Origin of the sequence: Citricoccus alkalitolerans (assembly GCF_039528175.1) — a bacterium.
Taxonomy (GTDB): domain Bacteria; phylum Actinomycetota; class Actinomycetes; order Actinomycetales; family Micrococcaceae; genus Citricoccus; species Citricoccus alkalitolerans.
The window spans coordinates 1,647,974-1,670,139 of the sequence record NZ_BAAALH010000002.1 but is presented as its reverse complement, the minus strand read 5'-3'; the positions used below and the strand labels follow the sequence as shown (position 1 = coordinate 1,670,139).

Genomic DNA, 22,166 nt, shown 5'->3' with positions numbered 1-22,166 from the left:
CTCTGGAGGGATTCACGGAAAACGGCCACATTCAGGTGAATCCCTCCAGACTCAACATCAGGAGGGCTCAGTAGTAGACGGCCAGGCGGCTCTCGGGGCCCTGGATCACCTTCACTGGAGTGGAGAACACCCGCGTCAGCACCTCGTCGGTGACGATCTGCTCGGGCGTGCCGAACTCGGTGACCTTGCCGTCGTTCATGGCGAGGATCCAGTCGGCATAGCGGGAGGCGAAGTTGATGTCATGCAGCACGATCACCACGGTGCGCCCGAGTTCGTCAGCAGCCCGGCGCAGTTGCTTCATCATCTGGACGGAGTGCTGCATGTCCAGGTTGTTCAACGGCTCGTCCAGCAGCACATAGTCGGTGTTCTGGGCCAGCACCATGGCCACGTAGGCGCGCTGGCGCTGGCCGCCGGAGAGCTGGTCCAGGTAACGGTTCTCCAGCTTGTCCAGGTTGAGGAAGTCGATGGCCTCCGAGATGTATTTCTCGTCCTCCACCGTCAGCCGGCCCTTGGAATAGGGGAACCGCCCGAAGCCCACCAGCTGCCGCACGGTCAGCCGGGTCACGAAGTGGTTCTCCTGGCGCAGGATGGACAGGATCTTGGCCACGACCTTGGACGGGCCGTTGACAATGTCCTGCCCGGCCACCTGGATCTGCCCGGCATCCACCTTGAGCAGCCGCCCGATCATGGTGAGGATCGTGGACTTGCCGGCACCGTTGGGGCCGACCAGGGCGGTGATGCCACCCTGGGGCAACTCCACGGTGACGGGCCCGATCTGGGTTTCGTCCCCGTAGCTCTTCTGAACGCCGTCGAGTGTGATCACAGTCGGCCCTTTCGCATGATGACAATGAGGAACACGAGGCCGCCGACCAGTTCGATGATGATGGTCACGGCGCCTTCCGCGTAGAAGATGTTCCGGAGGACAAAGTAGGCCACGGACAGGATCGTGTAGCCGATCAGCACGGCCACGGGCAGGATGAGCCGGTGATCGTAGGTGTCCGTGAACTGGTAGGCCAGCGTCGCCACGAGGAAGCCGAGGAATGTCATCGGTCCCACGAGGGAGGTGGTCATGGCCATGAGGACGGCCACCAGGGTCAGCACGATCATGGTCTCGCGCTTGTGGTTCAGCCCCAGGTTGTTGGTGGCGTCCTGACCCAGCGACATCACGTTCAGCCGCCGCGCCCGGATGAACAGCACGGAGGCGCACACCACCACGATCGGGATGGCGTACGGCAGGTACTCGGTCTGGGCATTGGAGATGTTGCCAAAGAGCCGGGCGGTCAGCACGTCGAATTCGTTGGGGTCCAGGACGCGCTGCATGAAGGTGGACAGGGCGCCCAGCCCACCGCCGAGCACCACGCCCACAAGCAACATGATGTGCATGTTGCCGAAGCGCCCGGAAAGCAGCCACGAGTACAGCAGCACGGCGAAGACCACCATGAGCCCGGCCTGCAGGAAGAACTGCGGCAGTCCGACCACCATGGTCACGCCGGCCACGCCGAAGAAGAACACGGCGGCGGTCTGCACCAGCGTGTACAGGGACTCGAACCCCATGATCGAGGGAGTGATGATGCGGTTGTTCGTGGCGGTCTGAAAGCTCACCGTCGCCACGGCCTGGCACACGGCGACCACCAGCATCACCACGATCGACTCCACGCGCAGCTTCGCGATGATCCAGAACCCGTCGGATCCGAGCGGCATGGGGTTGTCCCACGCCAGGTTGCCGTAGGTCGCCAGCGCCGCGAGCACCAGTAGCCCACCCACCAGCCAGAGGTAGCGCCGGCGGTGCCTGGGCTCCCCGAACGGCCCGGACTGGCGCCCCGGCCGGCTTCGCTGCGCTGCTTTCTGGGGCCCGACGCCGGCCGTCGCCTCGGTCTGTTTGGTCATGGTCTCAGACATGCTTGCGCCTCCTGACGAGCAGACCGATGAAGACGACAGCGCCCACCACCCCGAGGATCAGGGAGACGGGGACCTCAAAGGGCATGATGACCACGCGGCCGATGATGTCGCACACCGTGACCACCCAGATGCCCACGAGGCAGACCCAGGGCAGGTTGGTGCGCAGGTTGTCCCCGCGGAACATGGAGACCACGTTGGGCACGATCAGCCCGAGGAACGGGAGGGCGCCGATCACCACGGTGACCACGCCGGTGACGATCGCGATCATGGAGACACCGGTCAGCAACACCATGTTGTAGTTCAGGCCGACGTTGGTGGCGATGTCCTTACCGAGGCCCGCAACGGTGAACCGGTCGGCCAGGAGGAAGATGAGAATGCCGACGGCCAGCACGATGAAGAGCAGCTCATACCGGCCGCGCACCACCCCGGTGAAGGAGCCGGCGAACCAGATGCCCAGCTGCTGGAGCATGTCCGTCTGCAGGGCGAGGTACGTGGAGACGGCTCCGACCACGGCGCCGAGCATGATGCCGATGATGGGCACGATCAGCGAGGACTTCAGCGTCACCCGCTGCAGGAAGAGGAAGAAGACCATCGTGCCGACGAAGGCGAAGAGGATCGAGCCGAGCATGCGGTCGAAGATCGTGGCGCTGGGGACCACCAGCATGGTCACAAGCAGTCCGAGGCCGGCCCATTCGGTGGTGCCCGTGGTGGTCGGCTCCACGAAACGGTTCTGCGTCATCAGCTGCATGACGAGTCCGGACATGGCCATGGCCGCGCCGGCGAGCACCAGGGCGATGGTCCGCGGAACTCGGGTGATGAAGAACATCTCCCAGCCCCCCTCGGCGGTGGCGATGTCATAGACGCCGACGAACAGGGAGACCACGATCAGTCCGAGGGTGAGGGCGACCCCGATGAGCAGCGGGCCCGCGGTGCGCCACGGGCGCCGGCCGATTCCGCTGGCCTCCGGGGGCAGGCCGTCATGGCCCCCCGGGTGGACGGTTTGGTAGTCGGCGCCCAGGGGGGCCGTCTGGGCCTCCGGGTTCCGGTGTTCGTACGGTGCTGTCACTGGTGTCCCTGTCGGGGTCGGCCTGGGGCGGCGTTCCCTCGTCCTGCCGCGGCGATCGGATGACCCCTCGGCGTTTCACGGCTCAGCCCGGATGCGCTGGGCGGGCGGTTGAACCCACCCGTCGCATCCGGGCCGAATGGTGTTGACTCTCTCGCTGACGTGGCCGTTTCGAGCCACACGGAAGGGTCAGGCGCCGAAGGCCTCGGCGAGCTCGGTGAGGAAGCTGGTGTAGTTCTGGATGTCCTCGTGCACGTAGAAGTCCTCCGGCAGGTAGACGATGTTGCCCTCCTGGACGGCGGTGACGTTCTGCAGTGCCTCGGAGCCCTCGATCAGTTCGGCGGCCGGCTGGTAACCGTCGGCCTCGGCGTCGGAGGTGGCAGCGTCGCGGTCCATGACCAGGAGCCAGTCCGGGTTGGCCTCGGCGATGGCCTCCACGGAGATGTCGTCGCCCTGGTGGTTGGTGGAGCCCTCGCGCTCCAGCGCCGGGGTCAGCTCGAGCATGTCGAACACCGGACCGATGGCGCGGCCGGTGGACGGGGCGGCGTAGGAGAGGTCGCCGCCGGTGGCGATGAGTCCGACGACGGTCTGCTCGGCATCGTAGGCACCCTTGGCCTCGTCGATGGCCGCGTCGAAGTCGGCGACCAGGGCCTCGGCCTCGGCCTGCTGGGCGAAGATGTCACCCAGCAGGGTGGTCTGCCGGCGCAGTTCACTCTCCAGCGGCTCGCCCTCCACCACGTTGGTGTCGAGGAAAGCAGCCTCGCCGATCAGCGGCTTGATCGCCTCGGCCTGGTCGGAGAAGCGCTGGCCGTTCAGCACCAGATCCGGCGCGGCCTCCACGAAGCCCTCCAGGTTGGGCTCACGGTGGCTGCCGAGGTCGATGATCGAGTCGTCGGACGGGTAGTCCACGGTGCCCTCGTTCATCAGCGTGAGCGGGGCGGCGGACAGTTCCACGCCCCAGTCCTCGAGGGTGCGGAAGATGCGGTTGTCCGTGGCGATGATCGAATCGGCGGACTCGATGGTCACCTGGTTGCCGGCCATGTCCTCGATCTCCAGCGGGAAGGACTGCGCTTCAGCGCTGGCGCCGGCCGAGCTGGACGCGCTCGAGGAGGCGGTGGCCGAGCCGCCGGTGGTCTCGGCCTCAGAACCGCCTCCGCAGGCGGTCAGGGCAAGAGCGGCAGTGGTCACCAGGGCTGCTAGGCCGAGGCGTCGATTCGTGTTCTGCATGAGAGTGGGACTCCTTGGGAAGTGCAGTGCTGCGAGCGCAGGTGTGGCGGGACATCCTCGCTCCGACCTCCTGCATTTGGTAAGCCTTACCTTAGTCGATTAGGTCACGCACTTCGTCGGTTATTGCGGCTACATGTCGGAAAGTGACGCAGATCTCACTCAGCAGCCGGTCCCGGCGGACCAGTTGCCCACGTCAACGGGCAACGCCCCGGGCGCCTCCGCCTCGCCGGTCAGGACGGCCACCAGGGCCTCGAAGGCCCCGGGAGTGCGGCCATACAGCGCGACCTTCGCGCCGGCGTCGGACACCGAGGACCGGGCCAAACCGAACGGCGCGTCCAGGGCGACGACCACGTCCCCCTGCCCGGACCCGCGGGCGCTGCCGATGAGGGCCACCACGGGGCCGGCGCCCACCGTGAGCCCGGCGGCCCCAGCGGCCTCGGCCAGCCGGGCACGGTCGGTCTCGTTGCCGCCGGTGATCTGCAGGGAGTCATCCACCAGTGGTGCGCCGCAGACGCCGTCCACCACGGTGATGGCCGCCGCGGACAGGTCTCGGGAGACCTGCTCCGACTCGGCCTCTGTCCGGTCTCCGGCCCCGTCTTCCGTCCCGTCTTCTGTTCCGTCTTCTGTTCCGACGCCGGCCTGCTCCCTCTCCTCGTCCGTCGCCTCCTCGAGCTCTTGGGCCAGGTGGTCCCGCCACATCAGCATGGTCACCACCCGCTCGGCGGCCTCGTCCAGGCGCTCGGCCGGGACCCCGCCCGCGTCCACCGCCTCAACCAGGGCGTCCCGGGCGCCCGGCAGATCGGAGGGCATCAGCAACAGGTCGGCACCCGCCGCCAGCGCCCGGACCGGGCCCTCGTTCGCGCCGTAGCGCTCCACGAGGGCGCCCATGTTCAGCGCGTCAGTCACCACCACGCCGTCATACGGGCCGTCGTCCACCGATCGGGTGCCGTCCGCCGCACCACCCGCCGCGCCGTTCGCTGCACCGTCCGAGGCAGGACCGGGTACCGCGAGTCCACGCAGCGCCTCATAGGCGGTAGCGGACACCGAGGACGGCACATCCGGCTCCAGCTCGGGCACGACGACGTGCCCCATCATCACCATCGGGGTGTACTGTCCCCCGCTGACCAGCAGCTCATGGAACGGCCGCCAGTCACGGTCCTCCAGGTCCGCCACTGAGGCGTCCTGCACGGGGGCGGTCACGTGGGAGTCATCCGTGACGGACCCGTGGCCTGGGAAGTGCTTCGGGGCGGGCAGCACACCGGCGTGCAGCAACCCCGCAGTGGCCGCGGCACCAAGGACGGACACGGTCTCCGGATCGGAGGAGAACGAGCGGGCGCCGATGGCCGGATCGTCCGCGCCGATCGTCACGTCCACACTGGGCGCGAAGTCCAGGGTGAAACCCAGCTCCGCCAGCTGGGCGCCCATCAGGGCGTGACCGTCGGTGGCGAGTTGACCTGCGGCGCCACCGTCCGCGCCCACGCCATCGGCACCCGCCATCCCGGTGGCCGCGGCGCCGTAGCTCATCGGCGTGGGCCACTCCACAAGCGGCTCCTTGATCCGCGCCACGAGTCCGCCCTCCTGGTCAACGGAGACCATCCCGGACCAGTCCCGCCCCGCGGACAGGGCCGCCTGCGTCTCCTCCAGGCGGGCCGCCAGGGCCTCCACGTCATGGGTTCCGTCCGCAGCCACCGGGACGGCGTCCCCCATGACGATGACCCCGCCCAGGTTCAGTTCCTCGATCGAGGCCGGATCGGTCCCCGCCGCCCCGAGCTGGCCGACCAGGACCTGCCCGGCCTTCTCGGCGGTGTCCATTCCGGCGACGGCGTCAGCCGCGGCCTCCTCCAGCTCCGGCGAGGGGCCGTTCAAGGCCAGCTCCAGGTCGTTCAGTTCGGGTTCGCCTGTTCCACCGGCACCCCCGGTACCGTCTGTGCCGGAGCCGGGGGCCGGCGTCGGGGCCTCTCCGCTGCCGTCCGGCCCGGAGGGTGTGGTGCAGGAGGTGAGTGCCAGGGCGGCTGCCAGAACAGCGGTCAGGACAGCCGTGGGGGCAGTGGCGGACGGGCGCAGGCGGGAGGAGGTCTTCACCTGACCATCGTAGGGACCGCAGTCGCCGCCTCCGCCACGCCACCCACCCCTCACTTCACCTCCCATGACTCCCCCTCTCCCGTGTGGTGGCTTCTGTGGGGCCGATGGACTCCCATCAGCCCCAAAGGTGCCATCGCACGGAGCATCGGGTCGGGAGTTCTAGGATGAGCCCATGAACCTTCCCTTCGCGCGGTCCGAACAGTCCACCCTGGGCCTCGAGTGGGAGCTGGCACTGGTGGACGCGACCGACGGCACGCTGAAGCCGGTCGCGGACCAGGTGCTGGCCGGCGTCGCGGACCAGGCGGAGCTGCACCTCGGGCAGGAGCACCCGCACGTCAAACCCGAGCTGCTGCTGAACACGGTGGAGCTCGTCACGGATGTGTGCCACTCGGTGGCGGAGGGGATCGGTCAGCTGCGTGACTCCGCCCGGGCCGTTCGTCACGTCACCGATCCCATGGGCGTGGAGCTGTACTGCCAGGGGTCGCACCCGTTCGCGGAGCCGACCCTGGAGCAGGTCACCCCGGCGGACCGCTACGGCAAGATGATCGACCGGACCCAGTGGTGGGGCCGGCAGATGCTGATCTACGGGGTGCACGTACATGTGGGCCTGGACGACGTGCGCAAGGCCATGCCCGTGGTGGACGGGCTCGTGAACTACGTGCCGCACTTCTTGGCGCTGTCCGCCTCGAGCCCCTTCTGGGCGGGCGTGGACACCGGGTATCAGTCCCAGCGGACCCTGATGTTCCAACAGCTGCCCACCGCCGGGCTGCCGTTCCAGTTCCGGGAGTGGTCCGGCTTCGAGCAGTGCGTGGCGGATCTGACCAAGACCGGCGTGATCGATGACGTCACCGAGTGCCGCTGGGACGTACGCGCCGTGCCGCGGCTGGGAACCGTGGAGATGCGGGTGTGTGACGGCGTGGCCACCCTCGAGGAGATGGGTTCGATCGCGGCCCTGACCCAGTGCCTGGTGCAGGATTTCTCCGACACCCTGGAGGCCGGCGGCACCATCCCGACCATGCCGCCGTGGCACGTGCAGGAGAACAAGTGGAGGGCCGCCCGCTACGGCCAGGACGCCATCATCATCCTCGACTCGGCCGGCGAGGAGACGCTCGTCTCCGAGCACCTGCGCGCCGAGCTGACCCGGTTGGCACCGGTGGCCGAGCGCCTCGGCTGCTCGGCCGAGCTGGCCGGGGTGGAGGACATCCTCACCGGCGGCGGCTCGGCGGCGCACCAGCGGCGGGTGGCCGCGGCCGTGGCGTCAGCACCCGGGCACGACGCCGGCGCTCCCCTCCGCGCGGTCGTCCAGGACGCGGTGGCCCGGACCCGGGTGTCGATCGGGGGCTGAGGCGGGGCGGAGAAGCTCCGAGCACCAGCACGGCCGACGGGTCAGGCCGGCAGCGAGATGCTCTCCACCGGCTGGCCGGGGTCTGCGGCGAAGTCCAGGCCGGAAGGGGCCACCCCGTCCGCCACCAGTTGGGCGCCGAGCGCGGCAACCATGGCCCCGTTGTCCGTGCACAGCCGCACGGGCGGCACCGTCAGCCCGATCCCGGCGGCCTCGCACCGCTCGGCCAGCAGGGAGCGCAGCCGGGAGTTGGCGGCCACTCCCCCGCCGAGCAACAGGTGGGTGATGCCGTGCTCCGTACAGGCGCGGACGGCTTTGGCGGTGATCACGTCCGCGACCGCCTCCTGGAAGGACGCGGCGATGTCCGCCGTCGGAATCTGGTCCTCCGGCACCCCGGCGGCCTCGAACTGCTCGACGCACCGGGCCACGGCGGTCTTCAGGCCGGAGAAGGACCAGTTGTGCCGGTGCTTCCCGGGCTCTTCCGCGCTGCCGACGAACTTCGGCGCGCTCAGTCCCCGCGGGAAGCGGAAGGACATCGGATCGCCCTGGTGCGCCAGCCGGTCGATCACGGGCCCGCCCGGGTAGCCGGCGCCCAGGAGCCGGGCCACCTTGTCGTAAGCCTCGCCGGCGGCGTCGTCGATCGTGGAGCCGAGCAGCGTGACGTCCGTGGTGAGGCGGTTGACCTGCAGGATCTCGGTGTGCCCGCCGGAGACCAGCAAGGCCCCGAGGTTCTCGGGCAGCGGCGCGTTGCGGTGGCCCGCGGACTCTTGCCCGCCCGAGCTCCCGTCCCCGAGCACGACGGCGGCCGGCTTGGTTCCGCCCTCGGCCACCCCGTCCAGCAGGCCGACCCCGACGTGGGCCACCAGGTGGTTGATGCCAAAGAGCGGCTTGTCCGCGGCGAGCGCGAGGGCCTTCGCCCCGGCCACCCCGACCATGAGGGCCCCGGCGAGTCCCGGGCCGGAGGTCACGGCGATAGCGTCGATGTCCTCCAGGGTGACGCCCGCGGTGTCCAGGGCCTGCTGCAAGGTGGGGATGAACTCCTCGAGGTGGGCCCGGGCCGCGATCTCGGGGATGACCCCACCGAAGCGGACGTGCTCCTCCATCGAGGAGGCCACCGCGTTGGCCAGCAACTCGGTCCCGCGCACGATGCCGAATCCGGTCTCGTCACAGGAGGTCTCGATGCCGAGGACGAGGGGGGAGGCAGGCATGCCTTCCAGTCTACGACGCGTCTGAACTCGCCCCCGCCGGGCCCACGAGCGCGGTCAGCGCCCCGAACAGGGTCAGACCGTCGACGGGGCGCACTCGCACCATGCTGCCGTCGGCTCCCGGGACGCCGCCGGCACCGTCCCAGAGGTAGTGGCCGAATCCCTCGACGGTCAGCACGCGCAGGCCGTCCTGATTCCGGCGCACCGACCACCAGGACCAGTCCGCGGTCCACCACCGGTAGATGTCCTGCGGGTCCATGGCTTGGCTGATCTCGGCGTTCGAGGGCACCTCCGTGGGCAGCGGAATCGTCGGATCGTGCAGCCGGGCGGAGAACTCCTCGGCCGGTAGGAGACGGGCCGGGACGTCCGCCGGACCTTCGGGGCGGTGCCCGACCAGGCGCAGCATCATGTCCGCGGCGTCGTCCCGCGTGTAACGGCCCAGGCCGACGGTTTCCGGGCCGGCAGTCTCCGGGCCGGCGGCGGAAGACTCGACCAGGGCCTCGGCACCGTGGGTCCACACCCGGCCGATGAGCCTGGGGCGGACGGTGGCGGCATGGTCTCGGCCCGCCTCGATGATCCAGGCCGGCTCGTCGGCACCGAAGCCGGAGACGATACGGTCCCGGTCCTCGCCACGGTGCGCGGAGGCCTGCACCAGGCCATCGGCGGCAGGTGCCGGCAGGCGCCCACGGGCCTCCTCCGCGGCGGCAACGGACCATGCGAGGTCGGCCGTGAGGCCACTCTCAGCCGCCGGGGCCGGGAGGATCCCGGCGACCATGCCGTCCAGCACCGCGGAGAGGTGGTGGGACAGGTACGCGTTGGTCTCGGCGACGACCTCCCACAGGCCCCCCTGACGGTCGTCCAGCATCCATTGACGCCGGATGACGGTGGAGGCGTATCTGGACAGGCTCCACGAGACGTGTACGCCCCGCCACGCCCCCGCCGTCCACGGTTCGATACCGAGCGGCAGCCACCTCGCGGCCACATCGCCGGTCAAGAGGTCCCCCAGGGCCGTGGACCGAACGTGGCGGAGCGACACCTGGGGCATGATCCCCTCGTACCGGGCCCCTTCGGCCAGGAAGAGCGTCTGCTCGGCACCGGCCAGGGGGATCTGCACCCAGCCGTCCGGCACCGGCAACCGCGGGCCGTCCGCGGGCGGCGACGGCAGTGATGCGGCCAGGGCGACCCAGTCCAGATGACCTGCTGCCGTAGCCGGGACGGGGAGGACGGACACGGGATGGCCGTCCACTGAGCCCTCGATCGCCGTCCCCGGCGGCCGACGCGCACCGAGGGCCGTCACTGGTCGGCCCGTTCCAGCTCGTCGTCGGACATCGCATTGATGTCGTCCTGGGTGGCGCTGATCTGGCCCTCATTCACCGTGTCCACGATCCAGCCGACGACCCGCCCCGTGACGTCGTCGACCACTGCGGCGACGATGAAACCCCCGACGCCCCCGGTCGGGGCTCCTGCGGCCGCCGCCACGAACATCATTCCGGATCCCAGGACCACGGTTCCCGCGGTCCTGGCCCCCTCGACCACCACGGCGCGTCCATGACGCTCATCGAGGTCGGTCGAGGACATCAACGGATACAGCATCGCCTGGGAGTTCTTGTAGTCCCCCGCCGTGGCACCGATCGAGAGGACGGAGAGGCCGGCACCGATGATCCCGGAGTTCACCTTCATCCCCAGGATGTTGGCGTTCTCGCCGGTGAACTGCGCGACTCCCCACTCGGTGAAGGCCTCGTTGCCCTTATTCAGGCCGAAGACGAGCGCCTCCACGGTCATGGAGTCCCGGCCGTCCATCCCCGGATACTCAATCTCCTTCCGTCCGAGGATCGGGTCTTCGGCGATGGTCCTCATGACGGTGGCATTGAGCCGCGGGTCCATGGCCGAACCGGCCCGGACCATGGTGCCCTCGGCGGTCATCACCCAGTGGCGTCCCTGGTCATCGGTGAACTGACCGATCTGGAAGGACCCGCGGTCCGCCCAGACCTCAGCAGCGATCTGTTCGATCTCCGCGTCCTCCAGGCCCAGGCTCTCGAACGCCGCCGACTCCCGCATCAGGGACTTGACGTCCTCCTGTGACTCCACCGTGGTGGTGGCCTCGTTGCGGGTCTCGAACCGGATCTCGGACAGGTCCTCCATGTCCACGTCTTCGAGGCTCCGCGCGAGGTCGTCCCGGTAGCCGTTGAAGTCGAAGACGATCTGCTCGACCTCGAACTTCCGGGCGGTCCTGGCTTCCTTCAGCCGGTTCATCTCTTCGAGAACGGCCATCTTCTCGTCGTCCTCGGTCCCCATCGCGAGCCAGAGGCCATGCGCGGTGCCGTACTGGTTCCGGCACCATTGGCCGATGTATGGCTCGTACGCAGCACACTCGCTGACGTGGCCCGGGGCCCACTCGGTGTAGGAGTTGCGCCGGCCGACGATGTCCGACGACAGGGAGGCGTCGTACATGGCGTAGGCGTCGAAGAGGGCCTCGCCGGCCAGCTTGAGGGCGGAGATGCGCTCCAATCGGTCATTGAAGGCGGCGTACACGGTCTCCTGCTCCGGTCCCTCATAGCAGTGCCGCAACTGAGACCACGTGTCCACCGCGGACATCAAGCGGTCGAACGTCTTGCGCATGTTCTCGTTGATGCGGGAGGCTATCTCCATCGCGGTGGCGGTATTCGGCAAGACCGGCATGGCCGGGGCACTGCCGGAGTACATCTGCGTTGACGTGCCATCGCCGCGGAAATCGACGTTGCTGACAGAGTTCACGGTGGCCATAGGGAACGTCCCTTCAGGAGGCGTGGTTGACGAGGGACGTGCTGAAGTGGTTGTTCGGAGTGGTGCTCAGCGGGATCGCGTGGGGGTTGTCCTCCCACATCTGCCTGGTGTCATAGGCGGGCGGCGGATCCCCCGCCCCCGTCGTCGTCAACTCGTAGGGGAACTCATGGTGGCCCATGCCGGCGTTGTGATCCATCTCGGCGTCTCCGGAGACGAAGTAGTTCAAGACATCCTGCATCGCCAGATACACCTGACCGAGTTCACCGGCGAGGCTTTCGAAAAACGGGTCCACCTCGTCATAGAACGCTGTCAACGCCTCATCGAGGCCGGCCTGGCTGGCCGTCTGGTCTACGCGTTCTGTCCTGCCGCAAACGTACTCCCGGAGTTCTTTGATGTCGTCATCGACGTACTTGTAGTCGGTGCGCAGGGCGAAGAGTTCCTCTGAGACGAGGTTGAGCACACGTTGGCACTCATCGGTGACGATGTTGTACGAGACCATGCCGATCCATCCTTGGGTCTGGGTGCAGGGTCCGGTGTCCGATGCCCCGCTCTCCACTGGTTGAGATTCAGGCTATCGAGCCCCCGGTACGGGGTCGATGGGGACCTCTCCCCATGCACGCCGCATCTCAGTGGCGCGGGACCGGGTACCAGGCCAGATCGTCGGTGAGGCGACCGGAGGAGTCCGCGGCCGGCGTCGGGAAGACCATCTCGGGGGACGCGGACCAGGTGCCGCCGGGTGTGAGCACGCGCCAGTCGCCGTCCGCCTCGGCCGGGGCCAGCACGGAGCCGACGCTGGCGAGGATCTGGGTGTCACCGGCGTGGAGCACCTCGGCGATCAGGCCGCTGACGCGCACGGCGCCGGCGCCGGCGACGACCGCGTTCTCGAGCACGCCGGTCACGTCCACGGTCACGCCGGCGGGGACCTGCACCAGACCGGAGACAGAGCCGGTGAGGGTGGTCGACTCGGCCGGGGTGCCATCCAGGACGGTCACGCCCCCCAAGGGGCTCTCGGCAGAATTCCACATGCTGTCCACGCTAGGCAGCATGACCTCACCCGGCGATGGGCAGGCCTACCCCTTGACGGTTTCCAGAACTGCTGGTACTTGCTGATATGTAACGTGGTCGATGAGTCACCCGGGGCCGGCTGTGTCCCCGTCCTCGGCGGTCGACCCATCTGCCACACCATCGAAACCGTCCGCGCGACCGTCCCGGACGGCGCGGCCAGAGCGGTTCACGGCCCAGGAGGCATAGTCGTTCAGCGCGACGATCTCGCGGTGCCAGGCTCGCCCATCCTCCCGTTCATACAGCCACGCCGGCGCCCCGAGTTCGAGAACGGAGGCCGCCATCTGCGCCTGGGCCACGGTCTCGGCAAGCGAATACAGCTCGTGGACGCGGCGCCGGTAGCGTTGGGTCCGGCGGGACAGGGCGAGTTCGCCGGCACTGGACTCTCGGGCGGACCGGTCGGAGAGGGCCTCGGCCAGCTCCAGCAGGATCTCGTCCACGGCGTCCACCACGGAATGCGGGCCGCGGTGGTCCGCACGGTACTGACCGGCAATGTCCTGCCACGTCTCCGTGGTGCCGTCCGGGAGGTCATCGCGGGCGGGAAGGTCGTGCACCGTGGGCTCCTGGGGATACTCGGTCCGAGTGCGGTTCATACCCTCTGACATGCGCAGAAAACCGGGCCCGGGCGTCGGTTGTGCCCCGTCACCGGTGCGGGTGCTCGGCGAACTCGGCGAACTCAGACGGGGTGTACAGACGGTACCCCAGGTCCCGCACGGTTCCCGGGGTGCCCGTCACGGTGCGCGGCACCGCCACCACCGACGCCGGCTCGGTCACCTTCGCCACCTGCCGCACCCAGACCTGGGTATCGGCATGCTTGCGCGAGGAGTCGATCGCCAGCACCAGGTGCATCGGCGCGTACCGGAGCAGTCCCTCGGCCAGATGCGCCGCGTCGGAGCCGTCGCCGAGCCCGTAGCAGACCACGGGTGCCCCGGCCCGTCCTCCATTGAGGACGCCGGCCGCCGACCACGTGTGGTGGCCGGTCCGCTCGGCCGCCTCCACGGCGTCGTCGAGCAGGCCCGCGAACACGAGCCGGAAGCGGCGCGGCGTGGAGGAGCTGCCGGGCGGATCGGCGTGCGGGAGGCCGTGCAGGGTGTCCGGGAGGTCCGGCGGCGCGGCCGCGTGGTCCAGCATCTCGTGCAAGTGCGGGTCTTCGGTGGAGAACACCGGGACGACGGCGGCAGGACGGTGTCCGGATCCGGCGCCCGCCCCGATGCTCGTGGGGGTGCTCGGATCAGTACTCGGATCAGTGCTCGCTCCGGTGCTCGCTCCGGTGTCGGGTTCGGTGCTCGGGTTGGCTCCGGCAGCGACGCCGTCCATGAGCAGGCCGTAGGCCGTGTTCAGTCCGGGACCGCCCTGCAGGGCCGTCGTCGGGATCCGTCCGGGGCCCCAGCCGGGGATCTCCTGGACGGTGTCCGGATTGACTGCACCCACGGAGCCGCTGCGCGTGCGCTCGAGACCGGGCTGGCCGGCGTCGGGACCTCTCGGAGGAGCACTCCGAGCATCACTCACCCGGTCGCCCGCCGAGACGCCCCGGGGACCGGCCCCCAGTGCGGCGAGGCGCCCGGAGATCGAACCGGGGGCCGCACCGTCGCCGCCGATACTCGGCCGGGCGGCGCTGCCTCCCGGCATCTGGCCGGCATCCTGCGGGGCCTCCGGGCCGCCGTCGTGCCCGACGTTGCGGCCGACCCGCGTGCGCCCGTCCTTCGGGGAGGACGACCCACGGGACCGTGTCCGGTGCTGGCCGGGTTCCTGCGGCGGGTGGGCGTCCGCGCGGTAGCTGACACGGTCCTCGGCGCCGCCCTCCTCGCGGATGCTGAAGATGGAGTAGGTGGTGCCGGGCCTGAAGTGCAGTTCGGCCTCGTGCTCGAGCTCCTCGAGGGTGTCGGCGAAGACGGACTTACGCCAGCGCACGCTCGCCACCCACTGTCGCGGCCGTCCTCACCTGGAGGCTGGGCTGGGAGGAGGCCTCGGTGTAGGACAGCACGGCCACCTCCACGGACCAGGAGTCGAGCTTGCGGGCCAGGTCGGCGCGGAGGGACTCTCCGCACACGAGCACGGGCTGCTCACCCTCGGCCACACGGGCGGCCACGGCGGTGCGCACACCGTCCGCGAGCCGGTTGAAGACCTCGAGGGAACCGGTGATGGACGAGCCGTCCGGGCCGGTGCGCAGGCCCTCGAGCAGCCCTTGCTCGAACACCGGGTCGAGGGTGATCGCCGTCAGCACGCCGTCCACGCTGGCGCGTTCGGCGATGACCGGGGCGAGGGCAAGGCGGCAGCCCTCGACCAGATGCTCGATCAGTTTGGAGGTGCCGGCACGCTGGGCGATCGTCTCGAGGATGCGGGGCAGGTCATTGATGGGCACGCCTTCGGCGAGCAGGCCCTGCAGCACCTGGTGGACGGTCGAGGCGGGCACCAGCCCGGGCACCACGTCCTCCACGGTCTCCGGCGAGTCCGCGGCGACGGCATCCAGCATGGTCTGGACGTCCGCGCGGGACAGCAGCCGGGCGGCGTGGCGCTCCAGCACCGAGGCCAGTTGTGTGGTGACCACGGTGGTGCGGTCGAACACGGCGGAACCGGCCATCTCGGCGATGGTGCGCATCTCCTCGGGGATCCACTTGCCGTCCAGGCCGAAGACCGCCTCGCGGGTCGGCGCGCCGGGCAGGGCGACCAGGTCGCCGCCGAGGGCGAGCAGCCGGCGGGCGGGGGCCTGCCCCTCGGCGGCGGTGGTGCCGGCGATGAGGATGCGGTAGGCGCCCGCGGGCAGCTCCACGTTGTCCCGGGTGCGGACCTGCGGGATGACGACCCCCAGGGACAGGGCCATCTGTTCGCGCACGCCGCGGATGCGGGCCACCAGGTCATCCGGCGATCCGTTGGCCAGGTCCACGATGTCCGTGGCGAGGTGCACCTCCACCGGGGAGGTCCGCATGCGTTGGATCAGGTCCTGTCCCGGGTCTTTGACCGGTTGACGGGCGGCGTCCTCGGCGGCCTTGGTGCCCTCGGCTTCCTCCGCCTCCTTGGCACGCGCCTTGCCGGCAGCACGGCCCGTCAGGACGAGCGCTACCCCGAGAAGCAGGAACGTGAACAGTGGCATCCCGGGAATCAGGCCCATGGCGATCGCGGCCACGCCGGCCACCACGAGCGGCGTGGAGAACTGGGAGAGCTGTTTGGTGGTGGCGGTGCCCAGGTCCTCGTCAGCCGTGGAACGGGTGACGATCATGCCGGTGGCGGTGGCCATCAGCACGGACGGGATGATGGTGATCAGGCCGTCGCCGATGGACAGCAGCGCGTAGGTCTCCAGCGCCTCCACGGCACCCATGCCGTGCATCATCATGCCGACCACCACGCCGCCGACGAGGTTGATGACCAGGATGATGATGCCCGCGATGGCATCGCCCTTGACGAACTTCGAGGCACCGTCCATGGCGCCATAGAAGTCTGCCTCGGCGGTGATTTCGCCCCGGCGCGTGCGGGCCTGGTCCTCGGTGATGAGGCCGGCTGCGAGGTCCGCGTCGATGGCCATCTGTTTGCCGGGCATGGCGTCCAGGGTGAAGCGGGCTCCGACCTCGGAGACGCGTTCGGCGCCCTTGGTGATCACCACGAACTGGATGATCACGAGGATCAGGAACACCACGAATCCGATGACCATGTTGCCGCCCACGGCCACCTGTCCGAAGGCATCGATCACCTGCCCGGCGTGGGCCTCCCCCAGCACCAGCCGGGTGGAGGCCACGTTGATGCCCAGCCGCAGCATGGTGGCGGCCAGCAGCAGTGAGGGGAAGATCGAGAAGTCCAGGGGCTTCCTGACGAACATCGTGTTCAGCAGGATCACCAGCGACAGTGAGATGGAGACGACGATCAGGACGTCCAGCATGGGTGCCGGAACCGGGACGATCAGCAGCAGCACGATCAACACGAAGCCGATGGGCATGGCCAGCGGCTTGAGCTTCGCCAGTGTCACGGAGGCTGCCTTCCTTCGGTGCGGGGGTGTCTGCATGCGTAGATGCGGTGGTGCGGGCGTGCGCGCACGCGTGCATGCCTGCAGTGGTGCGGGTCCAGAGATTCCCTCGCGAGCCCCTATGCCCGGTGCCGGACCACGGGCGTCCGGTTTCACGCGGTCGGTGACGTGCCGGCGTCGCGCCCCGGCCGTCAGCGGGGCGGATCACCGGGCCCGCAGTGCTCGAGACGGAAAATCACGGTGCCGACGTGCCGATAACCCGAGCAGAAGCCAGCGGCTCCGCGGACACGACGGCCCCCGCCAGCAGGCAGTAGGCAAGGAGGACATCCATGGCGACGACGGTTCGGTGGCTGGTGCCGTCCCTGATGGCGCTGGGTGTGGTGCTGTTCCCCGGGTTCGCCTCACCGCCGGTGGCCGCGGATCACGCGGTCGAGACGGGCCGGAGCGCGGTCTCGAACGTGGTGGAGGACTCTACGGTCACCGTCCGGGTCCGGCAGCTGATGGCCCCGTGGTGCACCGACGTGCCGACCAGCGTCTACGAGGGTTCCGGCGGCCAGGCGGGCTACACCGAGGACCGGCATCCGCTGTTTGGCCGCAGTGGGGACCCGAGCGTGTACATCACGATCGGGCTGCAGTGGCCCACGGACCATGCCGGCACCCGGGCGGTGGCCCTGCACGAGTGCGCGCACATCCTTCAGTACCGTGCCTACGACTACGATGCCGCGGCCCTCGAGTCGGACATGGCCCGGCTGTATCCGGACGGCACGTCCTCCGGCACCGAGCACATGGCGGATTGCCTGGCCGACCTGATGGGGGCCGTGCGCTCCGGCAGCGTGGACGGCAGGGACTACAGCGTCGGCTACGGCGGCGAGTGCACCCCGGACCAGTACGCCGCCGCCGAACGGCTCATCGACGGCCACCGTCCCTGACCACCCAGACCACCCCGTGCATCTGAGTCGCACGAATTGGCCCCGGAGCGCGGAGGCAGGGCCAATTCGTGCTACTCAGTTGTGGCGCTGACGGACTCAAGTCCCGGGTCGGGGTCTGGAAAACGCCGCGCCCGGCCCCTCACGGCACGCCCCGCCCCTCACTGCACAAGCGACCGCGGTCGCGGAATTGTCCACGGTGGGGCCGGTGCCGACCCCTGCGGTCGATCACGGTGTCAGTCAATGGGGACATGAGTCCCTCCGATGCGCAATATGACCCCGAGATCTTCACCCTGGACGAAGGCCGCAGGCTCGGGCTATCGCGCCACCGTCTCTACCGCTCCGGATTGGAGATTCCGTTTCACCGGCTGCGCATCCCTCCCCCGCCCCTGGAACGGGCCGCGTCCCCCGTCAGCAATTCAGAACTGGCGCGGACACTCTCCCGGCAGGACCGGTCCCTCGTGATCAGTCACCAGACCGCCGCCGAGACCTGGGGGATGTGGTTGCCGTCGAGGATGCAGGCCACGCAGATCCACCTGTCCCGCGTCCGGTGCCGGGCCGGGATCCCTCGGTACCAGGGAGCCGTGGGCCATTTCATCCGCCCCGGTGTCCGAGACGTGAGGGTTGTCGACGGCTATAGCATCACCTCGCCGGAATGGACCTGGGTCGATCTGGCCTCCCAGCGGCTGACCGTCAACGAACTGGTCGCGGCCGGCGACGCCCTCCTGCAGCGCAAGGACGGATTCCCCCGGCCCGGGAAGTTCATCGGTACCCATCCCCTCGCCACCAAGGACTCCATCCTCGATGTCTTGAGCCGACGCAAGGGTTCACCGGGCATCAAGAAGCTGCGCCTGGCTGTGGACCTGCTCCGTGCACGAGTCGACTCCGAGCCGGAGTCACGGCTCCGGTTGAAGATGGTTGCGGACGGCTGCGATGAGCCGACAGTCAACCCCCGGATCCGTTTCGCCGACGGCTGGGAGTGCGATATCGATTTGGCCCTGCTGACGTGGCGGATCAGTCTTCAGTACGAGGGCAAGCACCACTTCACGCTCGAGAAGCAGTACAGATCGGACCTGAATCGGGATGAGCAGATCCGGGCGCGTGGCTGGGAACCCATCCGCGTCGACTCCGAGGTCTTCACCCGTCAGGGGTGGCACGCCTTCCGCTTCCGGCTGACCACAGCCCTCGAGCGCCAGCAGCGGCAGACCTCGTGGATGCCCTTCACCGCCGGGACCTAACCTCCACCACCAGCGTCCTTCCAGCAGGATCGCTCCAACCAGGTCGCACGAATTGGCGCCAGAGCGCGGCGGCAGGGCCAATTCGTGCTACTCAGTTGAACTCCGGGAGATGGAGGTGCCCCAGATCGTGGATGCGGCCACGTCGCCGGCGCATCAGCTTGGCATCCAGCTTCAGGGTGAAGGCGATGACCACGGCTACTGCTCCGTACAGCTCGGAGGGCACGGGCGCGCCGACCCGGCAATGATCGTGCATCATCCAGGCCAGCTCGATGTTCTTGACCAAGGGGACCTCGGCGTCTGCCGCCCGTTTACGGATGCGCGCGGCCATCTCGCCCTTTCCGGCGGCCACCACCACGGGAGCCGCATCGCCGTCCTTGTACCGCAGTGCCACGGCCACGTGCACGGGGTTGACCACCACGGCATCGGCACTGGAGACATCCGAGATCATGCGGTTACGGGACATGGACAGCTGCCGCGAGCGCCGCTGCGACCTCACCAGCGGGTCACCCTCGGAACTCTTGTGCTCACGCTTGGCCTCGTCCTTCGTGACCTTCGTCTGCTTGCGGTTCCGCTTGGCGACAACGAACACGTCAGCAGCGGCCATGACCAGGCCGGCCAGCACGGAGAACCACAGCAATTGCAGCGCGGCAGTGGACACCACCGATGTCACGGCCTCCAACGGCAGCAGCCCGGCCCCCATCAGTCCAGTGGCCACGGCCTGGATCACCCAGTACATGAGCAGGCCCACGGCCGCCGACTTCGCCAGGGCCTTCGCCGCGTTCCACCACGCCTGTGGACCGAGAATCTTCTTGGCGGCGGACACCGGGTTGAAGTGGTCGAACTTCGGGGCCAGGGACCGGAACGTCACCGGCCCCTGCAGGAACGGTGTAGCCACCGCGGCCAGCATCGCCACGGCCATGAGGGGCAGGACCGAGGCCCCGAGCGCCCCGCCGGCCTGCGCCAGCACTTGGAGTGCCACTTGCGGGTCGCCCGATTCGGCGGCCCGCATGATCTGGAACAACGAATCCGTGGCGGCGCCCTGTGCGGCGATGATCGTCATGGGGACCATCACCGCCACGGCGGCCACCACCACCCACGCGGAGACGTCCGTGGAACGCCCGAGCTTGCCCTTCTTGCGCACCTCACGCATCTGCCGCTCGGACGCCTCTTCAGTGCGCTCACCGGTGTCGGAACTCACGAGACCCTCACCGCAGCACCTGCTGGATCAGCTCCACGGCGGAGTCGGTCAACTGGTCCAGCGCCATCGGCAGCGCCGCGAACACCATGCCGCCGAAGGCCAGCGTCACCAGGATCTTCAGCGGGAACCCCAGGGAGAAGGCGTTCAGCGTGGGCGCCACCCGGGTCAGCAACCCGAGCCCGACGTCGGCCAGGAACAGTACCGCGATCAGCGGCGCTGCGATCTGGGCGGCGGCGGCGAACATCCCGGTGAAGGCGGCGGCGACAGCGGCGGACGCCGAAGACATGTCCGGCAGCTCCCCCAGGGCGATCGCGTCGAAGGAGGTGCCGAGACCGAGGAACAGCGGAATGTGGGCGCCCGAGGCCAGCATCATGGCGATCATCCCATTCTGGAACAGCCGGGTGAACTGGGCGCCGTTGACCATTGACCCCGGGTCGTAGACGGTGGCCATCTGAAACCCGGAGGCCAGGTCGATGAGGGAGCCGGCAGAGGCCACCGCGGCGAACGCCACCATCACGAGCACGCCGAGCACCGCCCCCGTGGCCGCCTCCGCGGTACCGGCGGCCAACAGCGCCCCGGTGTCCAGGCCGCCGTCGGGAACGTCCACCCGGCCGGCGAAGGGCAGGGCGACTCCCAGGGCCACGAGGCCTTTGATGCGCCAGGGGAAGGAGGAGTTGGAGAAGGGCGGGGCGATGGCGATGAACAGCGTGGTCCGCAGCAGCACCAACAGATACGCCTGCAGCCACGCCGGGTCGAGGGTGACATCCATGAGGGGCCGGCGCTAACCGTTGATCAGATTCGGTATCTGATCGAAGGCCCACTGTGTGAACGTGACCATCTCCTGGATCATCCAGTATCCGGACAGCGCCAGGACCACAGCAACGGCGATGGCCTTGGGCACAAAGGACAGGGTGATCTCCTGCACCTGGGTGGCGGACTGCAGCAGGCCGATGAGCAGGCCCACCGCGAGCGCGGTGATCAGCAGGGGGGCCGCCAGCTTGGCGGCCATCAGCAAGGCCTGCACCCCGAGGTCGACGACGGCGTTCTGGTCCATCTCAGCCTCCCGCCCCGTTGTACGTGCCCACGAGGGAACTGATGATCAGTCCCCAACCGTCCACGAGGACGAACAGCAGGATCTTGAACGGCAGGGACACCATGACCGGCGGGAGCATCATCATGCCCATGGACATCAGTGCCGAGGACACCACGAGGTCGATGATGAGGAACGGCACGAAGATCACGAAGCCGATGATGAACGCGGCGCGCAGCTCGGAGACGACGAACGCGGGCACCAGGGTGGCGAGCGGCGTGTCGGCGGGGGTGGCGGGGTTCTCCAGGTCGGCCGAGCGGGTCATCAGGGCGATGTCCTCCTCGCGGGTGAGCGGCAGCATCCACTCGCGCAGCGGCACCTGAGCCCGATCGACGGCCTCGGTGAACACGATCTGGCCGTCCGCGTAGGGGGTGATGGCCACGTCGATGACCTCGGAGATCACCGGCTGCATGATGAAGATGGTCAGGATCAGGGCGATCCCGGCGAGCACCTGGGTGGGCGGGGTGGTGTTCAGCCCGAGCGCGTTGCGGGTCATGGCCAGCACCACGAAGACCTTGGTGAACGAGGTGCACATCAGCACCAGGGACGGGGCCACCATGAGCACGCCGATGCCTAACAGGGTCAGCACCGAGGAGGAGGGTTCGCCGTCGGGTCCGTTGATCTCGATGTTCAAGCCCTGGCCGGCGGCACCGTCCGTGCCGTCGGCCCCGTCCGGCGCCGGGTCCAGCGTGTCGGCGGCGGCGGGCGCCGCGGAGAGCACCGTCAGGAGCCAGAGCCCGATGACGGCCAGCAGCACACCGGTCAGCACCGGGAGCGCTCGGGGCGCCCTGGAGACGGAGTGGTTCACGGCCGGGTGCCCTCGGAGGACGAGGACTTGCGGCCCAGTCCGGACCACTGGGTGCCGGCGGTCAGCGCGGAGAGCGTGGCGGCGAACCCACCGGCGCCGGCCGCGTCGCGGTGCGCCGCTGGATCGCGGCGTGCGAAAGCGTCGCGGCGCGCGATGACGCCGCTCGCCACGGACGGGGCCTCCGGCCCGGGAGCGTCCCACGTCTCGACGGTGTGCGCGCCGCCGTCGGTGAGGGCCACGAGGTGGCGGTGCCCGTTGGTTTCCACGACGACCAGATTCTGCGTCCGGGACACCGACTGGCGCGAGAT

Annotated in this window: 21 protein-coding genes; 3 read left to right on the top strand and 18 right to left on the bottom strand. The window is 69.0% G+C overall.

What is annotated here, in order from left to right; all coding sequences use genetic code 11:
• Nucleotides 1–67: 67 nt before the first annotated feature.
• The 5 genes from ABD134_RS13610 to ABD134_RS13590 form a co-directional block, all read right to left on the bottom strand.
• Nucleotides 68–823, bottom strand: a complete 756-nt coding sequence (locus ABD134_RS13610) for an iron ABC transporter ATP-binding protein (RefSeq protein ID WP_344230299.1) — start codon at nucleotides 821–823, stop codon at nucleotides 68–70.
• Nucleotides 820–1,899, bottom strand: a complete 1,080-nt coding sequence (locus ABD134_RS13605; RefSeq protein ID WP_344230297.1) for an iron chelate uptake ABC transporter family permease subunit — start codon at nucleotides 1,897–1,899, stop codon at nucleotides 820–822. The genes ABD134_RS13610 and ABD134_RS13605 overlap by 4 nt, the downstream gene beginning before the upstream one ends.
• A complete protein-coding gene (locus ABD134_RS13600) occupies nucleotides 1,892–2,851 on the bottom strand; it encodes an ABC transporter permease (RefSeq protein ID WP_344230914.1) in 960 nt (319 codons plus the stop codon). The genes ABD134_RS13605 and ABD134_RS13600 overlap by 8 nt, the downstream gene beginning before the upstream one ends.
• Nucleotides 2,852–3,151: 300 nt before the next feature.
• Nucleotides 3,152–4,189: a siderophore ABC transporter substrate-binding protein gene (locus ABD134_RS13595; RefSeq protein WP_344230295.1), complete on the bottom strand. Its 1,038-nt coding sequence runs from the start codon at nucleotides 4,187–4,189 to the stop codon at nucleotides 3,152–3,154.
• A 159-nt stretch (nucleotides 4,190–4,348) separates the two neighbouring features.
• Nucleotides 4,349–6,271: a glycoside hydrolase family 3 N-terminal domain-containing protein gene (locus tag ABD134_RS13590; protein WP_344230293.1), complete on the bottom strand. Its 1,923-nt coding sequence runs from the start codon at nucleotides 6,269–6,271 to the stop codon at nucleotides 4,349–4,351.
• Between the two features lie 172 nt (nucleotides 6,272–6,443).
• Here ABD134_RS13590 and ABD134_RS13585 point away from each other — a divergent pair, with 172 nt between their 5' ends.
• Nucleotides 6,444–7,616, top strand: coding sequence for a glutamate--cysteine ligase (locus ABD134_RS13585; protein ID WP_344230291.1), 1,173 nt, complete (start codon nucleotides 6,444–6,446; stop codon nucleotides 7,614–7,616).
• Between the two features lie 41 nt (nucleotides 7,617–7,657).
• Here the strand turns inward: ABD134_RS13585 and tsaD are convergent, their stop codons facing one another.
• From tsaD to ABD134_RS13545, 8 genes are all read right to left on the bottom strand, one after another.
• Nucleotides 7,658–8,821, bottom strand: a complete 1,164-nt coding sequence (gene tsaD / locus ABD134_RS13580; RefSeq protein WP_344230289.1) for a tRNA (adenosine(37)-N6)-threonylcarbamoyltransferase complex transferase subunit TsaD — start codon at nucleotides 8,819–8,821, stop codon at nucleotides 7,658–7,660.
• A gap of 10 nt (nucleotides 8,822–8,831) precedes the next feature.
• Complete coding sequence (locus ABD134_RS13575; RefSeq protein WP_344230288.1) at nucleotides 8,832–10,049, bottom strand: hypothetical protein; 1,218 nt, start codon at nucleotides 10,047–10,049, stop codon at nucleotides 8,832–8,834.
• Between the two features lie 62 nt (nucleotides 10,050–10,111).
• The gene (locus tag ABD134_RS13570; protein ID WP_344230286.1) at nucleotides 10,112–11,581 is read right to left on the bottom strand and encodes a hypothetical protein; all 1,470 of its coding nucleotides are present in this window, start codon (nucleotides 11,579–11,581) and stop codon (nucleotides 10,112–10,114) included.
• Nucleotides 11,582–11,594: 13 nt separating this feature from the next.
• Nucleotides 11,595–12,080 (bottom strand): hypothetical protein, encoded by a 486-nt coding sequence (locus ABD134_RS13565; protein WP_344230284.1) that lies wholly within the window; start codon nucleotides 12,078–12,080, stop codon nucleotides 11,595–11,597.
• A gap of 127 nt (nucleotides 12,081–12,207) precedes the next feature.
• A complete protein-coding gene (locus tag ABD134_RS13560; RefSeq protein WP_344230282.1) occupies nucleotides 12,208–12,606 on the bottom strand; it encodes a hypothetical protein in 399 nt (132 codons plus the stop codon).
• 105 nt (nucleotides 12,607–12,711) lie between these two features.
• Nucleotides 12,712–13,197: a hypothetical protein gene (locus ABD134_RS13555; protein ID WP_344230280.1), complete on the bottom strand. Its 486-nt coding sequence runs from the start codon at nucleotides 13,195–13,197 to the stop codon at nucleotides 12,712–12,714.
• 88 nt (nucleotides 13,198–13,285) lie between these two features.
• Nucleotides 13,286–14,554, bottom strand: coding sequence for a hypothetical protein (locus tag ABD134_RS13550; RefSeq protein WP_344230278.1), 1,269 nt, complete (start codon nucleotides 14,552–14,554; stop codon nucleotides 13,286–13,288).
• Nucleotides 14,541–16,601: a flagellar biosynthesis protein FlhA gene (locus ABD134_RS13545; RefSeq protein WP_344230276.1), complete on the bottom strand. Its 2,061-nt coding sequence runs from the start codon at nucleotides 16,599–16,601 to the stop codon at nucleotides 14,541–14,543. Before ABD134_RS13545 ends, ABD134_RS13550 begins: the two co-directional genes overlap by 14 nt.
• Nucleotides 16,602–16,927: 326 nt before the next feature.
• Here ABD134_RS13545 and ABD134_RS13540 point away from each other — a divergent pair, with 326 nt between their 5' ends.
• Both ABD134_RS13540 and ABD134_RS13535 read left to right on the top strand, forming a co-directional pair.
• A complete protein-coding gene (locus ABD134_RS13540) occupies nucleotides 16,928–17,527 on the top strand; it encodes a hypothetical protein (protein WP_344230274.1) in 600 nt (199 codons plus the stop codon).
• A gap of 248 nt (nucleotides 17,528–17,775) precedes the next feature.
• Nucleotides 17,776–18,762: a hypothetical protein gene (locus tag ABD134_RS13535; protein ID WP_344230272.1), complete on the top strand. Its 987-nt coding sequence runs from the start codon at nucleotides 17,776–17,778 to the stop codon at nucleotides 18,760–18,762.
• Nucleotides 18,763–18,853: 91 nt separating this feature from the next.
• Here ABD134_RS13535 and ABD134_RS13530 read toward each other — a convergent pair whose 3' ends face one another.
• The 5 genes from ABD134_RS13530 to ABD134_RS13510 form a co-directional block, all read right to left on the bottom strand.
• The gene (locus tag ABD134_RS13530; protein WP_344230270.1) at nucleotides 18,854–19,960 is read right to left on the bottom strand and encodes an EscU/YscU/HrcU family type III secretion system export apparatus switch protein; all 1,107 of its coding nucleotides are present in this window, start codon (nucleotides 19,958–19,960) and stop codon (nucleotides 18,854–18,856) included.
• A 7-nt stretch (nucleotides 19,961–19,967) separates the two neighbouring features.
• A complete protein-coding gene (locus ABD134_RS13525) occupies nucleotides 19,968–20,729 on the bottom strand; it encodes a flagellar biosynthetic protein FliR (RefSeq protein WP_344230268.1) in 762 nt (253 codons plus the stop codon).
• Between the two features lie 12 nt (nucleotides 20,730–20,741).
• Complete coding sequence (gene fliQ, locus ABD134_RS13520; protein ID WP_344230266.1) at nucleotides 20,742–21,014, bottom strand: flagellar biosynthesis protein FliQ; 273 nt, start codon at nucleotides 21,012–21,014, stop codon at nucleotides 20,742–20,744.
• Nucleotide 21,015: 1 nt separating this feature from the next.
• Nucleotides 21,016–21,858 carry a flagellar type III secretion system pore protein FliP gene (fliP, locus tag ABD134_RS13515; RefSeq protein ID WP_344230264.1) on the bottom strand — a complete coding sequence of 281 codons (843 nt, stop codon included), beginning with the start codon at nucleotides 21,856–21,858 and terminating at the stop codon, nucleotides 21,016–21,018.
• Nucleotides 21,855–22,166, bottom strand: a 312-nt coding sequence (locus ABD134_RS13510; RefSeq protein WP_344230262.1) for a flagellar biosynthetic protein FliO, incomplete at its 5' end; no start/stop codon positions are given. The genes fliP and ABD134_RS13510, both read right to left, overlap by 4 nt.

Coding starts and splice junctions, on each gene's coding strand:
- ABD134_RS13535 (WP_344230272.1), top strand. CDS start 17,776: ATGAGTCCCTCCGATGCGCAATATGACCCCGAGATCTTCACCCTGGAC.
- ABD134_RS13525 (WP_344230268.1), bottom strand. CDS start 20,729: ATGGATGTCACCCTCGACCCGGCGTGGCTGCAGGCGTATCTGTTGGTG.
- fliQ (WP_344230266.1), bottom strand. CDS start 21,014: ATGGACCAGAACGCCGTCGTCGACCTCGGGGTGCAGGCCTTGCTGATG.
- ABD134_RS13560 (WP_344230282.1), bottom strand. CDS start 12,606: ATGTGGAATTCTGCCGAGAGCCCCTTGGGGGGCGTGACCGTCCTGGAT.
- ABD134_RS13585 (WP_344230291.1), top strand. CDS start 6,444: ATGAACCTTCCCTTCGCGCGGTCCGAACAGTCCACCCTGGGCCTCGAG.
- ABD134_RS13570 (WP_344230286.1), bottom strand. CDS start 11,581: ATGGCCACCGTGAACTCTGTCAGCAACGTCGATTTCCGCGGCGATGGC.
- tsaD (WP_344230289.1), bottom strand. CDS start 8,821: ATGCCTGCCTCCCCCCTCGTCCTCGGCATCGAGACCTCCTGTGACGAG.
- ABD134_RS13605 (WP_344230297.1), bottom strand. CDS start 1,899: ATGTCTGAGACCATGACCAAACAGACCGAGGCGACGGCCGGCGTCGGG.
- ABD134_RS13565 (WP_344230284.1), bottom strand. CDS start 12,080: ATGGTCTCGTACAACATCGTCACCGATGAGTGCCAACGTGTGCTCAAC.
- ABD134_RS13595 (WP_344230295.1), bottom strand. CDS start 4,189: ATGCAGAACACGAATCGACGCCTCGGCCTAGCAGCCCTGGTGACCACT.
- ABD134_RS13540 (WP_344230274.1), top strand. CDS start 16,928: ATGGCGACGACGGTTCGGTGGCTGGTGCCGTCCCTGATGGCGCTGGGT.